Origin of the sequence: Nocardia sp. CY15 (assembly GCF_009829295.1) — a bacterium.
GTDB classification, from domain to species: Bacteria; Actinomycetota; Actinomycetes; order Mycobacteriales; family Mycobacteriaceae; genus Nocardia; species Nocardia sputi.
Genome location: NZ_VUOT01000050.1, coordinates 1 through 19,111, shown reverse-complemented (window position 1 = coordinate 19,111; position 19,111 = coordinate 1). Strand labels below are relative to the sequence as shown.

General features: G+C 67.0%; 17 protein-coding genes. 4 read left to right on the top strand and 13 right to left on the bottom strand.

What is annotated here, in order from left to right; translation table 11 throughout:
• Positions 1-150 precede the first annotated feature (150 nt).
• The 6 genes from GVY39_RS31595 to GVY39_RS31570 all read right to left on the bottom strand — a co-directional run bounded on the left by GVY39_RS31595 (position 151) and on the right by GVY39_RS31570 (position 6,138).
• A complete protein-coding gene (locus GVY39_RS31595; protein ID WP_159930619.1) occupies positions 151-861 on the bottom strand; it encodes a hypothetical protein in 711 nt (236 codons plus the stop codon).
• A gap of 62 nt (positions 862-923) precedes the next feature.
• Positions 924-1,298 (bottom strand): PepSY domain-containing protein, encoded by a 375-nt coding sequence (locus GVY39_RS31590; RefSeq protein ID WP_159930618.1) that lies wholly within the window; start codon positions 1,296-1,298, stop codon positions 924-926.
• 909 nt (positions 1,299-2,207) lie between these two features.
• Complete coding sequence (locus tag GVY39_RS31585; protein ID WP_159930617.1) at positions 2,208-3,221, bottom strand: TIGR03617 family F420-dependent LLM class oxidoreductase; 1,014 nt, start codon at positions 3,219-3,221, stop codon at positions 2,208-2,210.
• 155 nt (positions 3,222-3,376) lie between these two features.
• Positions 3,377-3,919, bottom strand: coding sequence for a hypothetical protein (locus GVY39_RS31580; protein WP_159930616.1), 543 nt, complete (start codon positions 3,917-3,919; stop codon positions 3,377-3,379).
• A 221-nt stretch (positions 3,920-4,140) separates the two neighbouring features.
• Complete coding sequence (locus GVY39_RS31575; RefSeq protein WP_236565778.1) at positions 4,141-5,445, bottom strand: APC family permease; 1,305 nt, start codon at positions 5,443-5,445, stop codon at positions 4,141-4,143.
• A gap of 177 nt (positions 5,446-5,622) precedes the next feature.
• Positions 5,623-6,138, bottom strand: coding sequence for a GNAT family N-acetyltransferase (locus tag GVY39_RS31570; RefSeq protein ID WP_159930614.1), 516 nt, complete (start codon positions 6,136-6,138; stop codon positions 5,623-5,625).
• 741 nt (positions 6,139-6,879) lie between these two features.
• Here GVY39_RS31570 and GVY39_RS35460 point away from each other — a divergent pair.
• Positions 6,880-7,239 carry an STAS domain-containing protein gene (locus tag GVY39_RS35460; protein WP_159930613.1) on the top strand — a complete coding sequence of 120 codons (360 nt, stop codon included), beginning with the start codon at positions 6,880-6,882 and terminating at the stop codon, positions 7,237-7,239.
• Positions 7,236-8,204, top strand: coding sequence for a sensor histidine kinase (locus tag GVY39_RS31555; RefSeq protein ID WP_159930612.1), 969 nt, complete (start codon positions 7,236-7,238; stop codon positions 8,202-8,204). Before GVY39_RS35460 ends, GVY39_RS31555 begins: the two co-directional genes overlap by 4 nt.
• Before the next feature lie 18 nt (positions 8,205-8,222).
• Here GVY39_RS31555 and GVY39_RS31550 read toward each other — a convergent pair whose 3' ends face one another.
• Both GVY39_RS31550 and GVY39_RS31545 read right to left on the bottom strand, forming a co-directional pair.
• Positions 8,223-8,474, bottom strand: a complete 252-nt coding sequence (locus tag GVY39_RS31550; RefSeq protein WP_159930611.1) for a hypothetical protein — start codon at positions 8,472-8,474, stop codon at positions 8,223-8,225.
• Positions 8,475-8,568: 94 nt separating this feature from the next.
• The gene (locus GVY39_RS31545) at positions 8,569-9,672 is read right to left on the bottom strand and encodes a spore photoproduct lyase family protein (protein WP_159930610.1); all 1,104 of its coding nucleotides are present in this window, start codon (positions 9,670-9,672) and stop codon (positions 8,569-8,571) included.
• Positions 9,673-10,041: 369 nt separating this feature from the next.
• Between GVY39_RS31545 and GVY39_RS31540 the strand changes: the two genes are divergently transcribed.
• Positions 10,042-12,060: a polyprenyl synthetase family protein gene (locus GVY39_RS31540; RefSeq protein WP_159930609.1), complete on the top strand. Its 2,019-nt coding sequence runs from the start codon at positions 10,042-10,044 to the stop codon at positions 12,058-12,060.
• A 67-nt stretch (positions 12,061-12,127) separates the two neighbouring features.
• Here GVY39_RS31540 and GVY39_RS31535 read toward each other — a convergent pair whose 3' ends face one another.
• The 3 genes from GVY39_RS31535 to GVY39_RS31525 form a co-directional block, all read right to left on the bottom strand.
• Positions 12,128-12,946, bottom strand: coding sequence for an ABC transporter permease (locus tag GVY39_RS31535; RefSeq protein ID WP_159930608.1), 819 nt, complete (start codon positions 12,944-12,946; stop codon positions 12,128-12,130).
• Entirely contained in the window at positions 12,943-13,548 is a 606-nt protein-coding gene (locus tag GVY39_RS31530) for an ABC transporter ATP-binding protein (RefSeq protein ID WP_159930607.1), read from the bottom strand. Before GVY39_RS31530 ends, GVY39_RS31535 begins: the two co-directional genes overlap by 4 nt.
• Before the next feature lie 174 nt (positions 13,549-13,722).
• On the bottom strand, positions 13,723-14,772 hold the full coding sequence (locus GVY39_RS31525) for an NAD(P)/FAD-dependent oxidoreductase (RefSeq protein WP_159930606.1): 1,050 nt from the start codon (positions 14,770-14,772) through the stop codon (positions 13,723-13,725).
• 318 nt (positions 14,773-15,090) lie between these two features.
• On the opposite strand from GVY39_RS31525, the gene GVY39_RS31520 reads away from it, so the two are divergent.
• On the top strand, positions 15,091-16,473 hold the full coding sequence (locus GVY39_RS31520) for an AarF/ABC1/UbiB kinase family protein (RefSeq protein ID WP_195071411.1): 1,383 nt from the start codon (positions 15,091-15,093) through the stop codon (positions 16,471-16,473).
• 26 nt (positions 16,474-16,499) lie between these two features.
• Here GVY39_RS31520 and GVY39_RS31515 read toward each other — a convergent pair whose 3' ends face one another.
• Together GVY39_RS31515 and GVY39_RS31510 are read right to left on the bottom strand one after the other, a co-directional pair.
• Positions 16,500-17,741, bottom strand: coding sequence for a CdaR family transcriptional regulator (locus GVY39_RS31515; protein WP_236565777.1), 1,242 nt, complete (start codon positions 17,739-17,741; stop codon positions 16,500-16,502).
• Between the two features lie 286 nt (positions 17,742-18,027).
• A complete protein-coding gene (locus tag GVY39_RS31510; RefSeq protein WP_159930604.1) occupies positions 18,028-18,678 on the bottom strand; it encodes a TetR/AcrR family transcriptional regulator in 651 nt (216 codons plus the stop codon).
• Positions 18,679-19,111: the final 433 nt, after the last annotated feature.

The window sequence follows — 19,111 nt, the reverse complement described above, 5'->3', positions numbered from 1 at the left end:
GCCGAGGTCGCCGTCGCGCCGCACTCGTCACCCCCTACGGATCGCGCGGACCGGCCGGAAACGGAGGTGACCACTCGATGCCGAAAGCGCCAGGACCCAGCAGTAAGACCTGGCGCGGCACGAGATTCGCGAGTGAGTCCAACCGCAGCGCTACTTGGCCGGCGGGACGAAGGGCTGGTTCACAGTGGTGAAGTACTGCACGAGGGCGGCGACGGCGACAGGCGCGGTAACGAAGAGTTGACCGGCGAGCGTGCCCAGAGCGCCCACGGCCAGGATGCCGCCCAGGCAACCGACGGCGGCGGCCGGGATGAACGGACCGAACATACCGACGATCGTCGCGGCGGCGACGGTGGCGCCGGCGATGCCGCCGAGCACACAGCCGACGAGGCCGCCGCCGAGACCGCCTACGGTGGTGCCGATCGCCGCACCCGTCGCGATCGTGTCCTTCAACCGGGTGAAAGCCGCGACTTCACGTTCGTACGGCGTTCTCCATTGCGCCGTATCTTCGAACGGAAGGGCGACCGGGCGGTACTGTGCGTGCTCGAGATCGAATTGCGGTGTGAGTGTGGCGGTGCGGCCGGTGATCTCGGCCGCGATCGGGAAAACGAAATCGTCGACGCGGAACTGCAAAGGCGTGCCCGCGAGTACGGTGCCGTTTTCGGCTTCGACCGCGAATACCCCGTTCTCGACTCGCATCGAGCCCGAGTCGATGTGGACGACCACGTTCTCTTCGGAGGTGGTGGCGGTGTAGTTGACGACGGCACCACCGGCATCGTGAGGTGCGGCGACGGCATTTCCGGCCGTGACCCCAGCCATCGCGACAGCGAGCGTCGATATCGTGGCGATCTTACGCAAAACCATGTTTTCGGAAACCCTGACCTTGTCGTGAATGGTGTGATTCGTCGGCTGCGAACGCCCTGTCGTCAATCCTGTTTCACCGTGCCGAGGACGGTGCCGTTGTTCGCATCGATCGTCACCTCGTGCTCGATGCCGTCGGACGTCCGCAGTTCGACCTCCCACACCGTGGTCCTCCCCTCGCCATCGAGTTCGGCGGAGACGACGGTGCTGCCGGGCACGGCTTCGATCGCCTTGTCGATGGCTTGCTGCCTGCCGATCGTGGGAGCCGCGGTGAGCGCCCAGTCGTCCGGCAGATAGGCGGCGACAGCGTGCCGATCGGGCCCCTGCGGGCTCGTGGCGGCGTACAGCGCCACGGGGCCACCGATGAGGACAGCGACGACAGCGGCGCCTGCGAGCAGGCCGCGCCGACCGGGAAGCGCCCGGCGAAGTGTGGTTTTCATTGTTCAACCTCCTGCGGGAGTCGTGGTCTCGAAGATGACCGTCACAGTCGCAGGGGGCGGCTTAAGACAGCCTGAAGCCACCTGAAATTCGTTTCAGGAACGGGCCGGAGCACCGTGCGGTCCAGGTTCCGTCCACATCGGGCGTGAGAGCGGCGTTCCCGATCACTCGTAGTTGCCGGTTGGGTCGCTGGCCGTCGCGGCGTAGCGCGTCTTCGGTGTCGACGACGAGCCCGACGCGAGGCTTGGCGTGCATGCGATTCAGATGCGGTCGCCCGGCGAAACTGGTGAGCCGGAAGACGTCGTCGGTCCAGAGAAACCAGATCGGGTCACATGCGGAAATCCGTCCGCGTCGATGGTCGCCAAGTGAGCGACGGTGTCGCCGGAGAGCAGCTCGACGATTTCCGGTCGGCGCAAGGCCCTCATCGGGGTACTCCGTTTCGAGCGTCGCGGAAGTGACCACCGCGTACACCGGCATGTGCGCGGACCCGATTCTCGCTGTCGCCCAATATGGTTCGCGTTTTCTCTGCCATACGCGGTCCGGTGGGGTTAAGGTCGGTCACGGGTCGGGGTTTCCGGGGGTTCTCGCATTCGTCTCCGTCGGGTGATCCCGATGCCGCCCGCGTCGGTTGTGCCCGCTGCGCAGCTGCCGCAGAGGCGCGAGGGTGGGTGCGCTCGATCCCCTCCGACTGCACCCGCCTTCCCTTATCGGGGCTTCGCGCGAATAGTCCGGATAGTTGATACACCTCGCCCGACTCGAAAGCGGGACAGACGAACCGCCGCACTGCCGCGGATTCATTCGGCGACGAATTCCGCCTCGCGCTCCACCGCCTCGATGGTCTGTAGCGGAACCCGGACCGGGCCGGGTGTGTAAGTGATCGCGCACAGCACCCCGGTGTACTCGCCGAGGCTTTATTTCCGGTTTTCGTGCAACGCGTCCACCAGGTCGGCGACGTCCGCGGCGTCCGGCGTGTAGCCCGGGAAGTAGCAGCACACCTCGTCGATATCGCCGAAACGGGCTCGGATCTGCGCCGCGCACTCGCGCGGGGTGCCGACCACCCCGATCGTGCGCACCATCTCGTCGGTCACCAGCGACCGCATCTCCGCGAAGCCGCCTGTCTTGGACAACGCGTGGAGCCGGGAGTGCAGCTGCGTCCATCCCTCGACCTCGAGGACCGGCCGATAGGCGGGCGTGGAACCGTAGAACGCGATCAGCGAGCCCACCCCGTCCACCGCGGTGGACAGTGCCTCCTCGGTCCGTCCGAGCGCCACCATGACCTGACCGATCACCGGGAATTCCTCGGCGGTCCGGCTGGACAGGCGTAGTCCCTCGGCAATGGCGGGCAGCGTGCGCTCGGTGAAGTGCCGCCTGCTGTTGAAAGGCATGACCAGCAGTCCGTCGGCGACCTCCGCGGCCTTGCGGGTCATCACCGGTCCGAGCGCGCCCATCAGCACCGGTGGCGGACCGAACGGATTCGGCCCCGGATCGAACGTGGGCGGCATCAGGGTGTGCGTGTAGTACTCACCCCGAAAGTTCAACGGCCCCAATCCTTCCCACGCGGCGAAGATCGACTTCACCGCCGCCACACTCTCCGCCGTGCGCTGCGCCGGCGCACCCCAGCTGCTGCCGTAGCGCTTCTCGATGTGGGCGCGGATCTGCGAGCCCAGCCCGAGCCGGAACCTTCCCTCGCTGTAGATCTGCAGGTCGTAGGCCGCATGCGCCAGGTGCATCGGGCTGCGTGGCCCGGCGATCGCCACGTTCGTCATCAGTTCCACCGACGTCGCGCCTGCCGCGAGAACGAGCGGGAAGAACACGTCGTGTGGTCCCTCGAACGTGAACAGGCCGTCGGCCCCGGTCGCGGCCAGCTCGCGCGCATCGGTCGCGACCTGCCGGGGCGCTCCGGTGACCTGTAGATGAACCTTCATCGGCGACCTCCGGCCATCGGTGCGCCACGACTTCCGCGACACGACGAACCCCATCGTATGGACAGCACTCCGTGCATGTGTCCAGTGCGACGAGAAATCGTCCCGCCCAAGGCCTGTTCACCGTCTACGACAGCGATGTCACATGGCGGTGGATGTCATATGCCGAGGAGGCGGTTCTCGCGCACGGTGACGATGACGACGATGTCGCCGTAGGGGGCCGCGCCCATCGCCACTTTGTGGGCCAGGCGCGCCAAGCCGACTCGCTTTCCGTACTTGGTCTGCATTCCGGTCCGCACTTGCTCGAACAGGGGTCCCGTCCGCAGCAATTCGGCCATGCCTTGGTGCTGCCGAGAGCCCAGGGCAGGTTCGCCGCGCCAGTCGGCCGCTTGCACGATGACCCGACGGTCACCGGCCAGATGCCGAGCCTCGCTGGAATGCGACGAGATACGGAAAGCCAGACGCCCGTGGTCGATCGGCAACACCAGGTGCGGCATGGTATTCCAGCGCCCCGTAGCGCCCGGCCGAGGGTATGTCACCAGCACTGTGCTCGCGTCCCACCACAGCATTCCCGGGTGCCATTCGCTCGGACGGTCCGGAACCGCGAGCACGCGCTGCGCCGAGTGCGGGTTGCCCACCCGCGGGCCGGAGCCGTGGACTCCGCTGCCGAGCAAGGTGTTGCCGTGTGCTGGATATGTCATTGCGTAGACCTCCGAGACAGGTGCGAGTTCAGGGGATTCCGATTCGTTCTCCGTACTGCGATCGGCGCTGCGGCGCCCGTGGGCGGTATCCGGACCGACTACCGGATACCGGATCTGAGATTGGTAGAAAATCTACTTATGTGCTCACAGATTTTGTGTACCACCGGGATTATGTCGACGCAAGGGCCTCTTGATACCCGGCCGCGATACCGAGCGGATCCTCATGCGCATCGACTCGCCGGAAAGGCGCCACGACCGTCCACCCGGGACCGGTGCGCACGGACCGCGTTCACGGCAGCCAACAGCATCCCGACGCCGATCAGGATCGCACCCCGCAGCCACACCTCCCCGTCGATCCGAGTGAACAGGAACAAGCAGGAACCCAGGCCCAGCCAGGGCACGACGGTGGGCACTCGGAAGTGCTCCGCTTGCTCGCCCTCACGCCGCAAGATCAGCACCGACACGTTGACTGCCGCGAAGACGACCAGCAGTAACAACACCAACGTCTCGGCGAGCGAGGCGACCTCCCCGGTCGACGCCAGCAGCAGCGACACAGCCGCGGTCACCCCGATCGCCACCCACGGCGTCCGGCGTCCCGGCAGGATTCGGCCCAGCGCGCTCGGAAGCAGCCCCTCGCGGGCCATGCCGTAGGCCAACCGCGAGGCCATGATGCCGGTCAGCAGGGCCCCGTTCGCCACAGCGACCAAGGCGACCACCGCGAACAGCTTCTCCGGGACACCCCCGGCCAGTCGCACCACCTCGAGGAGTGGACCGCTCGAGTTCGCCAGCTGATCGGTGGGTACGACCGCACCGGCCACCAGCCCGATCAACAAGTACACGCCACCGGCGGTGAGCAGCGCCCCGAAGAGCGCTCGCGGATAGGATCTGCGCGGATCGGCCACCTCCTCCGCCAGGTTCACGGAGGTCTCGAACCCGACGAACGAATAGAAGGCCAGGACCGCACCCGCGAGGGTCGCACCGACAGCGCCCTGCTGCGCCGTCCCCAACTCGGCGAGCCGGCCCGGGTCGGCGTCGCCCCGGATGACCACCCACGCTCCGAGCCCGATGACCACGACGAGCCCGCCGAGTTCGATCAGCGTCGCGGCGACGTTCGCGCCGAGGGACTCTTTGATCCCATAGACGTTGAGCAATGCCAACACGGTGAGGAACACCACTACGACCAGCACGGTCGGCAACGTCACCAGCGCACGAAGGTAGTCCGCGGCGAAGGCCCTGCTCAGCGCCGCCACGGACACGACACCCGCGGCGAGCATGCAGAAACCGGCGAGCGATCCGGCCGCCGGTCCGAGCGCCCGGCCGGTGTAGTGGGCCGAGCCGCCCGCCTTCGGATACTTGGTCGCCAACTCGGCATACGAGCCTGCCGTGAGACAGGCGAGACCGAGCGCGACCAGCAGCGGCAGCCAGACCGCGCCAACCGATTCCCGCGCGATGGCCCCGACCAGCACATAGACGCCCGCGCCCAGGATGTCACCGAGGATGAAGAAGAACAGCAAGGGCGTGCTCACAGCCCGTCGCAACGAATCCACCACAGGGCGGCGGATACCCGCGCTATCGGCGCTGAACCGGGCGGCGAACGCACCCTCATGGGCGGGGTCGTGTCACCGGCTTCCGGGCGGCGCCTGGACGCGCGTCGTCGGGTTTCGGGTTCACCGTGGGGCCGTGACAGCCCCACGGTGAACAACTCAGATGCCGAACGGTGCGGCGTAGCGGATGGTCCCGCTGGGCAACGGGTACCGGGTATCGAGGGTGAGGGCCATCATCGCCTCGTCCGGGACTTCGATGGTCAGGCCGATCCCGTGCGCGGAGGCACGGGTGAAGCCGAACCGGGGGTAGTAATCCGCGTGCCCGAGGACCGTGACGAAGTGTTCACCCTGCTCCGCCGCGGCATGTAGGGCGGCACGTATCGCCGCCGTACCGGCTCCGGTGTTCTGGTGCTCCGGCCACACGGCCACCGGGCCGAGGCACAAGGCGGGAGTGTCACCGATGTGGCAGCGGGTCAGCAGCGCGTGCCCGACGGGTGCGCCGTCGTGATCGGTGGTGACGATGGACAGGCCCTCGATCCACGCCGGGTCGGTGCGCAATGCCTCGACCAGGTCGGCCTCGAGTGCGGTGTCGAAGGCCGCCAGATCGATCCGACGGATGACAGGGATATCGGCGCTGGTCTCGGCACGCGTCATCCAGGTTTGACGAATCGTCATCGTAGGAAGAATTCCTTCGTGTTCGTGTAGGGCGCCGCGGCGACTCGCGCGGCGGCGAACGGAATACGAGTCAGGCCGCTGGCCGGAGCGTGGGGAGTACCCGGACGCTCTGCCCGGCAACGGCTTCGCGCGCCGCCATCAACCCACCTCCGATACTGCTACCGATCGACACGAACAAGCGGAACCTACCACATTCCGGACACACCACCGCAGTCATATTTCATGGAGAGCCGGGAAGGCGCGAGGCTGCGAATCCACCGAGAACTGTTCCGTGACAACGCTTCCGGCGGTTCCTATGGGCGGGACCGGATTCGTCCATGCTCGCCGCGGAGCCCGAGGGATGATGGCCGGCATGAAGCTACGCGTCGTCACCGAACCGCACGCCCGAGTGGACCAGCGGCCGGGTCGAGCCGGGCCTGGGCGGCGGCTGGTTCGCCGAGGAGCACGCGGCCTACGGCATCCCGTTCCCGCAGGACAGGTTCGCCCGGCTCGAAGTGCAACTGGCCATCATCACGGGCCTGTGGTCGACCGAACTCGGTCGAACTCATTGCCGCCCAGGTGCTCCCACAGCTCTGATGGTTCGGATCGATCGTCCGCACACCGATCGCCGCCGCAATCCGTCCCGCGGTGTACCCACGGCACCTGCGGCTACTCGCGCCGAGCCGCGTCCCGGCCGATGCGCACGGACGCGTAATATCCTGCGCGTCGTGTCGGTGATGGCCAATGGGAGGTCGGTGAGCAGTGGATAGCGCGCCGTCGGCCACACCCGGGAGTAGTACGGCGACCTCGGGTCCGTCGACTCTCCGGACGTCTCGGACCAGCAGTCCCGCCGGCCTGCGGTGCGCGGGCGCGGTCGACTTCACCACCCGCGATGACTGGCGCTCCGCTCTGGCGGAGCTGGCCACCGGGGACCACGACGTCCACTTGGACCTGTCCGAGCTGACGTTCATCGATGCCTACGGAACCTCGATTCTGGTAGAAACCGCCACTCGGTCACCGCAGGCACGACGAATCGTGGTGCATCGGCCCCCGGCGATGATGCTTCGTGTCCTCGGAGTGTTCTGGCCCTCCCTACACACGATCGAGGTAGTGCACACATGAGCATTCCTGGCGCTGCGTCGGCCGCCTGCGATCCGACCGACCCATTCGTGCACCCTGCGCTGTTCTACCGCGACACGGAGGAATACCTCGCGGGCACCATCGGCTTCATCCGCGAAGGGCTCGCGAACGACGAACCGGTCGCGGTGGCGGTTCCCGGCCCCAACCTGGCCCTTCTGCGCGCAGAACTGGGTTCCGACGCCGACGCGGTCCGCCTGATGGACATGACCGTCGAAGGCCGCAACCCGGGCCGCATCATTCCCGGAGTGCTTCGCGCCTTCGCGGACGAACACCCGTCCGGACGCGTGCGGATCATCGGCGAACCCATCTGGGCCGGACGCTCGTCGCTGGAGTATCCGGCGTGCGTTCAGCACGAAGCTCTGATCAACGCGGCGTTCACCGGACGGGAAGTGAGCATCCTGTGTCCCTATGACACCGAGCGCCTGTCACCCGAGGTCTTGGCCGACGCGCACGCCACTCATCCCGTCCTCATCGACGGCACCGGCCGGCGAACGAGCGCCGAGTACGACCCCGACCACATCGTCGACTCCTATAACCGGCCGCTCCCGCCCCCACCGGCCACCGCCGCCGGCGTGGCCTTCGACGCGACGTCACTCGCCCAGGTCCGGCACCAGGCCACCGACTACGCCCGCCGCGCGGGCATGCCCGAGAACCGCTTGATCGATCTCGAGCTGGTCGTCGCGGAGACCACCACCAATTCCGTCGTCCACGGCGGCGGGCACGGAACGCTGACGATGTGGACCGACGAGAACCAGCTCCGCTGCCAGATCAGCGACAAAGGCCACATCACCGATCCGCTGGCGGGCCGCCTGCCCGCGGCTTCCTTCCGGCCGGGCGGTCGCGGCCTGTTGCTGGTCAACCATCTCACCGACCTCGTACGCATTCACACCACCCAGCACGGCACCACCATCCAGGTCTACTTCGGTTTCGACACAGCTGCGCCGTAGCGCCGTGACGGTGGGTACTCAGCGCAGGGTGAGCGGTGTCTCGGACTCGACGCGGGTCAGCTTTTCCGGGTTGCGGACGAAGTAGAGGCCGGTGATGCGATCGGCCTCGACATGGAAGGCCATGATGCCGTCGAGCACGCCGTCCAGGCGTAATGCCAATGCCGGGTTGCCGTTGACGAGGATGGGTTCGCAACTGAGTACGGCCTCGATCCTGACCTTGCCGGTACCGCCGGTGATGTAGCGGGCCACCTTCTCGGCGCCGATGAGCATCGAGACACCGCCCGAGCGAGCATCGTGACAAGAGAGTGACGCAGATCACTGATCGCTCGACCCGAACGCCGTTCGGCGATGGCAGCTCGTCGGCTCAGAACGCGTAGCGCACCCTCAGCCAGGGCGTCCGCTGGGCGATGAGGTCGGTCAGAGTCCGGACTCCCGCGGCTTTGACGTTGTTGCGGTAACGCACGTTCCACATGCCCGTTCGAGAGCGCTTGGCCTGCTGGATCGGCGGTTGCCACAAGAGGTTCTCGGCCTTCGGGTGCCAGCCGAGGTTGACCTCGTGCAGTTGCTCGTTGTGGGTGAGCATGATGATCTCCGCGGCGGCCTGGGCCTTGAAGGCGGAGCCCGTGCCGTCGGCGAGCTGCTCCAGCAGCTCCGCCCAGTCCTCTTCCCAGCCGGCGCGGACGACGACGGGCGAGAAGTTGACGTGCACCTCGTAGCCGGCTGCTACGAAGTCGTCGATCGCGGCGATGCGCTGCCGGATCGGCGTGGTGCGCAGGTCGAGCAGGTGGGCGTCGGCCTCCGGCATAAGCGAGAACCTGATCCGGGTCCGGCCGCGGGGGTCGAGGTCGAGCAGGTCGCGGTTGACGTACTTGGTGGCGAACGAGGCCTTCGCGGTGGGCCACGCGCCGAACGCCGTGATCAGATCGGTGACATTGTCGCTGACGAGGGCGTCGACCGAGCAGTCGCTGTTCTCGCCCAGGTCGTAGACCCACGCGTGGGGGTCGCACTGGTTCGGCACGGTCTTGGGCCCCTGCCTTCGCACATGACGCTCGAGGTAGCCGACGATCTTGTCGATGTTCGTGAACACCGTGATCGGGTTGGCGTAGCCCTTGCGGCGGGGGACGTAGCAGTAGGCGCACGCCATCGCGCAGCCGTTGGACGTCGAGGGTGCGATCCAGTCGGCCGAGCGACCGTTCTCCCGGGCCGTCAGCGACTTCTTGACCCCGAGCACGAGGTCCTCGGTCTTGACCCGGACCCAGCGGTCGACGTTGCCCGCGTTGCCGTGCAGCTGGTCGATATTCCAGTGCGAGGCGACGGTGATGATCTCGGCGTCGGGGAAACGCGCACGCACCTGCTGCCCGCGCGGGCTCGCCAGCGCGTCCGGTTCGGCCCACAGGCGACGGACGTCCAGCAGGCGCGGACCCGAGGTGGGCCGGGAGGGGTCCGGAGCTGTGGTGGATCGAGTCATAGCACCTGCCTACTCCACCCCACCGACATTCCGGTGGGGCGGAAGAGCCGCGGAGGAACCCTCGCTCATCGCAACCGAACCGTACCGAAAGGGGCGAGAATCCCGCGACCGTCGACCGCGGCTTCGCGCCCCCACGCATCGCCACCCCCGACATGTGACCCACCGCTGCGGGAGTGGCTTCGAGAGATCCTGGTAGACCCCGGTTGCCAGCCGGGGTTGCCCACGCTGTCACTGCCCTGTGCGCTGTCATCGACCCTAGTGTCGCATCAAAAATGTCCGATACCAACACTTTCCGCGTGATTGTGGTGTCGAATTGCCGTTGATCGTTGGTGTTGTAGTCGACCGGTGTAACCAGTCAGGAGTGCGCGCGTGCCACGTCAGATCGATTCGGCTGTTTTCCCCCATCTGGATGCGGACCTCGACCGCGTCCGTGACGTCCTCGGCCCCGTGCAGTTGCGGGGCAGGCCCGAGCTGGCCGCGCTCACCGACGACGGGGCCGACACATACCGCCGCCTGGTCCGCCCTACCTTGACATTGTTGTCGTACTACCTGCTCACCGACCCCGAGGTCCCGGCCGACGACCGGGTGGTGCGGGCCGCTGCCGCCGTCGAGTTGCTGCATCTGGGATCGCTCTACCACGACGACGTCGTCGATCACGCGTACGAGCGCCGAGGCCGTCCCAGTGCCAACGCGGTCTGGGGTTCGCATATGGCCGTATTGGGCGGAGACTCCGTGATACTCACGAGCGTGCGCATGCTGGCCGAACTCGGCTCGCGCGAAGTTCTCGCGGGGGCGATCGCGGGTGAGCAGATGTGCGCGGGGATGGTGATCGAGGCCGCCGACCTCTACGTAGCGTCCCGCGACGAGCGGTCCTATTTCGACGCGATCGACGGCAAGACCGCGGCGGTGCTGTCGCTGGCCTGCCGGGTGGGCGCGATGCAGGCCGGCCGCTCCGAGGACGAGGAGGAGGCGCTGGCTTCGTTCGGTCGACACTTCGGGCTGGCCTACCAGCTGTATGACGACATCCTCGACCTGACCTCGACCTCCGAAGAAGCGGGCAAGCCTGTCAACACGGATCTGCCCGAGGGCATCTACACCCTCCCCGTGATCCGCGCCGTTGCCCGCGACGACGACCTTGCCCGCCTGCTGCGCAGAGCGATGACGCGTGAGCAAGCCGCACATGCGCGCGAGCTCGTCATCGCCTCCGGCGCCGTGGACGAAGCACGAGCGAAAGCCGATGAGTTCCTCGACCAGGCCGCCGGTCAGCTCGCCGCCCTGCCCGTGGACACGCGCACCCGCCACGCGATGACCGCCTACGCCGGGTCCGTACTCGACCGGAGAACGCCTGGCCCCGCGGTTCCCCAGCAGTCGACACAGACACCCCAGGCGCACAGCGATGTCCTCCCGCCGCAGGTCGCGGAATCATTGCGGAGCTGGATGGTGGACACCGGCTTCGTCGCCTCCCCGGGCGAGGCCGACTACCACCGGTGGATAGGAGCGATCCGGATCCCGCGACACTGGGCCCCAGCGATATCTCCGGCCGTCGAACAGACCGCCTACCGCATGGCGGTGCTGCTCCTTGCATGGGACGACCTGTTCGAGGATCCGCAACTGACCGACCCCGCGGCCATCACCGCGCTGAAGCGTGGCATGGTGGCGACACTGCGCCAGGACCCGGAGAAACCGTGGCGGCCCGGTGCGATCCCGACGGCGTGGGCGAGTTTGTGGCCGCGCCTGCGAGAAGGCCGCAGCACCCGCTGGCAGGAGCAGTTCCTCGACGGCCTCGAGGACTGGTGCGAAGCCTGCGAACGCGAAGCGCACCATCGCATCAACGGCTACATCCCGCCCACGGCCGACTACCTGCCGCTGCGGATGTCGACCAGCGGGATCGACACCGCCCTCGCCTGCATGGAGGTGCACCAGGGCCGGGAACTGCCGTCGCAGCTGCGCAACCACCCCGTGATCCGCCGTCTCGAGGAACTCGCCTTCTGGGTGACCTTCGTGGAGAACGACCTCGCGGGGTTGGATCAGGACGAGGCCGACCAAGTCCCCTACAACCTGGTCAGGGCGGTCCGTCACGAGACCGGCTGCACCCGCGGCGAAGCCGTGGAGCAGGTGCAGCGCCAGGTGGCGGATCAGCGCGCCCAGCTCGAGGCGCTGCTCCGCTACGTCCCCGCCCTCTTGCGCGTGCTTCCCGGGCTGTCGGGCAAGGGGAAGGACTACGCGGAGATTTACACGAACATGACCCGCGTCGGGCTCTGGGCGCGTGAGAGCGATCGGTACGAGCAGAATTCCGGTCCCGCGGTTTCCGCGGCGCCGGACTTGGAACGCTTGCGCCGCGAGGTCTACTACTACCCGGCCGCCGAACCGGCTCCTGCCGTGCCGTAAGTCCCGCAGCGGGTGAAGCAGGATGTGGCCCGCGTGATTCACCGAGGTGGACGCGCGGGACACTCCCTCAGTTCTTCACCGGCTGCCGGGCTTTCGTCGGTCCAGGGAAGCGGATCCACGTCGTAGGTCGAAGCGACGAGCGGGTGCGCAGATGGAATGCAACCAGTCCGACGAGGGTGCACGCGGTGAACCAGGCCAGTTGCACGGCGAAACCCCCCAACGGCGTGGTGTCGGAGAAACCGGCCGCGGTCGAAGCCTGCATCGCCCCGTAGGAGGGCAGCCAGCGCACGAATTCGCTGTCCGCCCCGGCGCTGGCGATGGGGTTCTGCACGGCCAGGTCGACACAGCTGATCATCGCGATGGCGAACATCCCCTCCACCTCGCGGCGCAGCAGCGCGCCGAGGGCGACACCGAGGGCCCCGTAGGTCAACGCCGCGCAGAAGAGCGCCGCAGCGAGTACGACGGGCTGCCGGGGCGCCCAGTAGCAGCAGATGACAGCGGTGGCGTACGCGCAGACCACCATCGAGGCCACCACCAGGCAGGCGATCTTCGCCAGAGCCAGCGCGACCCGGGGAAATCCGGCCATCGACAGACGCCGGTCGAATGCTCCGCTGCTGAAAGTCGCCGCGAACATCATGAACCCGATGATCAGCGAGACCGCGGTGAGGGCGCCGCTGATCTGGGCGAGTTCATTGCCATCGGCGCGCAGGACGAGACCGGTGTCCCGAAGCCGGAACGGTACCTCGACATCCGTGACCGCCACGCGCACCAGAGTGATCAATATCGGGACGAAGACAGCCACCAACAGCATGGCGAACCGATTGCGCGCATGCTCGACGAGGCCGTACCGCGTGGCGATCACGAACAGCCGCACACCGTCGGTCATCCTGCCTCCTGCCGTACTCCTTGTAGGACGCCGTCGTGCAGCCGCCACACCTGGTCCAGCTTGTCGGTGTCGTGGGCCAGATGCGAGACGACCAGAACGGAGCGACCGGTGTCGCGGAACTGCGCGACCAGATCCCAGAAACGCAGATACGTCTCCCAGTCGAAACCCTGGTACGGCTCGTCGAGCAGCAGAACCTGCGGATCGTGCATCACCGCCAGCGTCAGGTTGAGCTTCTGCCGTGTGCCGCCGCTCAGCGTCGCGACCCGCTCACCGGCATACTCGGAGAAACGCAGGATCTCCATGGTCTTCTCGGCCCGCCGCAGGTCCGGGATCGCATAGGCCGCGGCGAAGAATTCCAGGTGCTGCCGAACCGTGAACGCGTCGTTGAGGACCACCTGTTGCGGGCAGTAGCCGAACCTCCCACGGTGCCGAACCACTCCCCGGTCCGGTCGCAGCCCTCCGGAGAGGACCTTCAACAAGGTGGATTTGCCCACCCCGTTCTCACCGACAATTCCCACCAGCGCTCCCGCGGGCAACACGAAGTCGATGCCACGCAGCACCAACCGCCTGCCATATGAGTGGTGAACGTCCGCCACTTCCATGATCGCCCCTGCCTGCTGCCGATGTATTGGCCCGGCGGCCGTTCGCATGCTATCAATCGACGACGAAAACCCGTGCCACTATTGCCATTTCGCGGCAATCACCCTCCGATAGAGGCAGGGCCCGGGCGCGATGACGGACTCGGCCCCCGAGTCGACCGAGGCCATTTCGTCGGGCTACCGGGAGACGTCGGCGCGGCCGCGGGCGGCGCGCTGCCTGTCGTCGACTATTTCGGTGCGGCGCACAGCCATTGCCTCGGCGGGACAGCCGCCGGTGGTGAGAGCGCGGTAGACGGCGTGTGCGTCTTCGAGTGCGTCGCGCGCGCCGACGCCGGCCGCGGGGGTGATCGCGTGGTCGGCGTCACCGATGAGCAGGAGCGGCAACGTCGGCTGGGCGGCGGCGGCGAGGGGCACGTTGCGCGCGTTGCTGACGTGGACGGAGTCGGTCTTGTCGAGCAGGGGGCCGACCAGGTCGTTGATGGATGGCGTGGCCCGCAGGACCGTGTCGGTCCACTCGCTGGTGGGGCGCACGCCCGCGTCGTCCGGGCCGTCCAGAGGAGCGCGGGCTATCCGGATGAACCAGTGGGCGGCGTGTCCGGGCCGCCAGATGTGGCCGAACGTGCTGGCGGCTGCCCCGGTGGCGTCCAGCTCGGCGAAGAAGTGCAGTATCCGGGGTTCGGTGTCCGGTTCTACCGACGTGGAGGTCATCCCGTAGAGCACGATGTCTCCGGCGTAGACGGGGGCGCGGTCGGGTTCGAGGCGTGCCCGGACGACGGAGTCGATGCCGTCGGCGGCGATCACGATGTCATCGGTGGTGCTCGATGAGCCGTCGGCGTGCTGTATCCGGCATCGCCCGGACTGGTCGACGGCCACGTCGGCGATGCCGCAGTCGTATCGGAGATCAGCGCCTGAGGTGGCGAGGAAGTCGTTGAGCACCTCCATCAGCGAGCTGCGGAGCCAGAACCGATGACCGCGGCTCATCGCGGCGTGGCGGCCGTTGCTGCCGACGTATTCGAGGGCGCCGACCGGATAGGAGGCTTCGTTCACCGCGTCGTCGTCGATGCCGAGGTCGCGTAGTACCGAGTGGCCCCGTTCGTCGATGAACAGGAACGCGCCGCCGGTGGCGTCGCGCGGTTGCCGCTCGTACAGCGTGACCCGATCGCCTCTGCGGGCGAGGGCGCCGCCGAGGACGGTCCCGGCAATCCCTCCGCCGATGATGGTCACCATTCGAATCTCCTACTCGGGCAGGGAATTGAGCATCCGGGAGAAAGTCACGCTGAACGAATATGCTGACGCACGCACATCGTGCCATCGCAACCACTCGCCGGTGGCGAAATCCGCGATCACGAAGACGCCACTCTCCCAAGCGGTATCAGGATGCACGCAACCGGTGCCCGTGGTCTGTCCGGGTCCGGTCGACACGGAGATCGAAGGTCGCCCTTGACCGTTGACTTCCGGTTCGGGAGGGTGATCGGCGAGCGGTGCAGAGTGCGTGGCCTCGGGGCAACGATCTGGTCCGCGGTTGATGTCATGGAGGTGCTGACGGTGACCGGTCGGGTGCCCGAAGGTCGGATGGCACGCAGCGGCAGGCTGGGCCGGCTGGCTGCGGGACAGGCGGTGCGGACTGTCGGCACGCGGTTGTCGATGATCGGAAGGACCGAGGAAGCCCGCCAGGTTCTCGCGGAGCGTGCGACGTTGCAGACCGCGCAGCAGATCGTCACCGTGCTCGGGGGTATGAAGGGCGCGGCGATGAAGCTGGGCCAGATGTTGTCGGTTCTCGATGTCGACCTCTTCCCCGAATCGCACCGCGAACTGTTCCGGACGAAACTCGGCGAACTCCGCGACCGCGCGCCGACGGTGCCTTTCGCAGTGATGCGGCGAGTCATCGAGGACGATCTGGGGCCGTTGGGCCGTGTCTTCGCGGACTTCGACGAGACACCGATCGCCGCGGCCTCGATCGGCCAGGTATATCGGGCGCGGTTGCGTGACGGACGGGCAGTCGCGGTCAAAGCGCAATACCCCGGCGTGGACAAGGCCATCGACGCGGACATGCGCAACCTGGAACTGCTCACGAAGTTGTGGAGATCCGCCCTGCCGAGCGCGGGCGACAGCGCGGTACTGGACGAGATCTCCCGCACCATCGGCCAGGAGCTCGACTACCCCCGCGAAGCCCGCATCCAGCACCGGGTGGCGATGCGCTACCGCGACCATCCGTTCATCACCGTCCCCGACAGCGTCGAAGAGCACTGCACGCGGCATGTTCTGGTGACCGAGCTCATCGAAGGCAAATCGTTCCAGCACGTCCAGACCCTGCCCGCCGCCGAACGTGATCGTATCGGCGAGCTGATCTACCGCTTCTACATCAGTTCGCTGTTCCGCGACAGCGAGTTCTGCGGCGACCCGCACCCGGGCAACATCCTGCTCGCCGACGACGGTCGGCTGGCATTCGTCGATTTCGGGCTCTACAAGCGCATGGACCCCGTTCACGTCGACTTCGAACGCGCGGGTCTGCGGGCTGCCTGCGAACACCGCGCCCAGGACCTGTACGAGGCGTGGGCCGGGCGCGGCATCATCGACTCGAATGCGGACCTCACCGCGCAGGAATGCCTGGAGTACGTGTGGGCCGCCGCGGGATGGCATCTGCTCGACGAGCACATCACGATCACTCCGGAAGTCGCCACTGCCGCGGTGGCTTTCGCTGTCGACCCGCGCGCCGCCGAGTTCCGCGGCATGCACCACCAACTGCTCCCGCCCGAGCACGTCTTCTCCCGCCGCGCAGACCTGTTCACCTTCGCCACTCTCGGCCAGCTCCACACCACCAACAATTGGCATCAGCTCGCACGCGAGTGGCTCTACCACGAGCCCCCCGCGACCGAGATCGGGCAGGCGATCGAACGATCCCGGGGTGGACGACGACCCGACGCGTGAACGCGGGTCCAGACCCCGCGGCGACCCTACTCCGGCGCGGCGGCCTGCATCGTATACCCGCGCCGGCCGCCTGCGGTCCAGGCGACCAGCGCTGAGCGCAGGTACCACAACCCTTTTGCGTCGGAGGGGTCCAGACCGGTGAGCTGGGTGATTCGCCGGAGCCGGTAGTCGATGGTGTTCGGATGAATATGCAACTGCCGGGCGGTGCGCTGACGATTGAGGTCGGTGCTGATGTGCACCTGCAAGGTCTCCAGCAAGTGTGGATATTCGAACAGCGGAGCAAGCCGGCCGCACAGCGCCTCGCGGCCGACTCCGGAACGGGTCAACTGATAGTGCAGCGCCAACTCGGTGAATCGGTGCAGACCGGGCCCGAGGCTCAGCTGTTCCACGGTATCGAGGAGTTCATGCGCTCGCACAGCGGCCGCGGACACCTCATCGGGCACGGCCGAGGCGACGGCCGCGGTGACCGGAACTCGCGCGGCGTCCGCGAGCGTCCGCACGACATCGTCCAGATCCGCGGCGGTCGTCTCAGTGCAGGGAACGAGGATGGTGCCGCCGTCGACCGACAACAGAGAGAGCGCCCGCGCACCGAACAAGCTGGCCAGAGCGGCCTGCAGGCGACGTAGCTTGCGCCGCGCGACCACCTGTCTGTCGAGATGAGGACGATTCTCGTCGGGGTGCTCCGGTACCGCGAGCGCGAGCACGAAATATTCGTCGGCCAGCGGTATGCCGCATTGGCGGGCCATCGCAGACGTCGCGTGGCCGCCGAGCAGCGCCGAGGTCAAGGTATGCACCGAGGTGTGGTGTTCGACGGCCGTGACCTTGCACGCCCGGACGTAGGCTCTGCTGACCGCCGCTGTCGCCAGATGCAGAACCTCCAGCACCGAGGTGGTGCCCGCCCTGACGTCGACACGGCCTGCCTGGCCTGGTGCGGTGAACATCCTGTCCAGCGCGAAGGCGAACCCCGCATGAATCGCGTGCTGGACAGTTCCGATCGGGATCTCCTCGCGTGCCCATCGCGCCGCCGCGGCATCCAGAGCGGCGATGCGGTCCGGCAACACCGCACCATTCCAGCGCTGAATCGCCCACTGCAGGCATGTCCGCACCACCACGGTCAAGTCGGTGTCGGCCGTCGTCCGGCAGGGCGCGGCTGAATCGACCAGGTGGCCGACCACTTCACGAGCCAACCCGCGGAGATCGTCGACCGCGGGTGTGTTGAGCGGAGCCGGCATATCGAGTTCAGGTGGGGCGATGCTCTCGACAGTCACGTGTGGCCTCCTCGTCACCATAGAGCCGCGGTCACCTCACGTCGGGCTACAGCCGCCGGGGAGACGCCGACCGCGCGAACGTCCTCGGTGTCATCGGCAGTTCGCTTCTGCACAGAAACAGTAATCCGAGCGATCGCTCAGCTGCTACTCCGCTCTGAGCAGCCAGATCGGCGACAAAGAAAAAACTTCTACCAGGTGTTATGTCCAACGCCTCGCAGATCTTTCGAGCCTCGCACCCACGAAAGTAGTTACCCACTCACTTTTGCGTGCGGGAACACGTCCGGCATCACCGAGCACGTGTTGCCGGTCGAACGGTGACAGCTTTGCCTTCGGCTTCGAGCCAGGCGCCGATCATCCGGGCGGTCATCTCGATCGCCTCTCTGCGTTCGCGGCTGTCCACATCCAAGGCGGAAGCGCGCAGCACGGCCGCGAAGCCGGTATTGATGATGACGAACGTCATCATGTCGTACTCGTGGTCGTCACCCGGGCCGAGAACCTGGATCAATACCACCTTGACCAGCAGACGAAGCCGCGGTTCGAACTCTGGAAGACCACTGCTGTAGAACTGAACCCCAGCCACCAGCGCGCGCACCAACTGCGCGTTCTCGACCAACTCCGCGGTGATCGTCTCCAGGACGTCGATCATTATCTGCTGGACCGATTTGTCCGCGAGGCCGAACACCTGCTGGGTGAACCGCCGCTCGATCGTCTCGAGCAACCGCGCGAGCAGCTCCTCGACCAGCACGGCACGATCAGCGAAATACCGATAGACCGTACCGATGCTCACCCCCGCCTCCGCCGCGATCCGGTTGGTCGAGGTATCGGCGATACCGCGCTCCCCGAACAATCGCGCCGCGGTATCCAGGATGTGCTCCCTCGTCGCCTTGGCACGCTCCTGAGTCGGACGACGGCGCTGGCCGACCGCTTTCGACGGCATCGCACCCCTCCTGCCTGCAATCCAACTAGAAATGAGCAATGCTCATCCTACGGACCACGAGCCTCGTCGCCTCAGGAGCCGGACTGGTGGTCACTTGGCGGCGCGACCCCGGATGGGCGGCAAACGTCCTGCGCGATCGATCCGCTGAACTCGACTCATGGGCTGGGATTCGCGGCCGTCCCCTCGACAGAGCCTTGCCGACGGTACCGAGCCCGAGCAATGCCGCGGCGGTAGGGCTCGAACTGTGCCGATATGTCAACAATGTAGCTCTACACTCATGACACCATCGGAGATTCCGATGACGAAGGAGGCATCCGAAGATGGCCGACGTTCCGATCCGCCGCCCGAACTCTCCCGCGGGAGACCGGCGGCCCGACCGCGCCGCCACCGGTCGGGGCAACGGTCCGATCACCAGGACGACCGTGCTGACAGC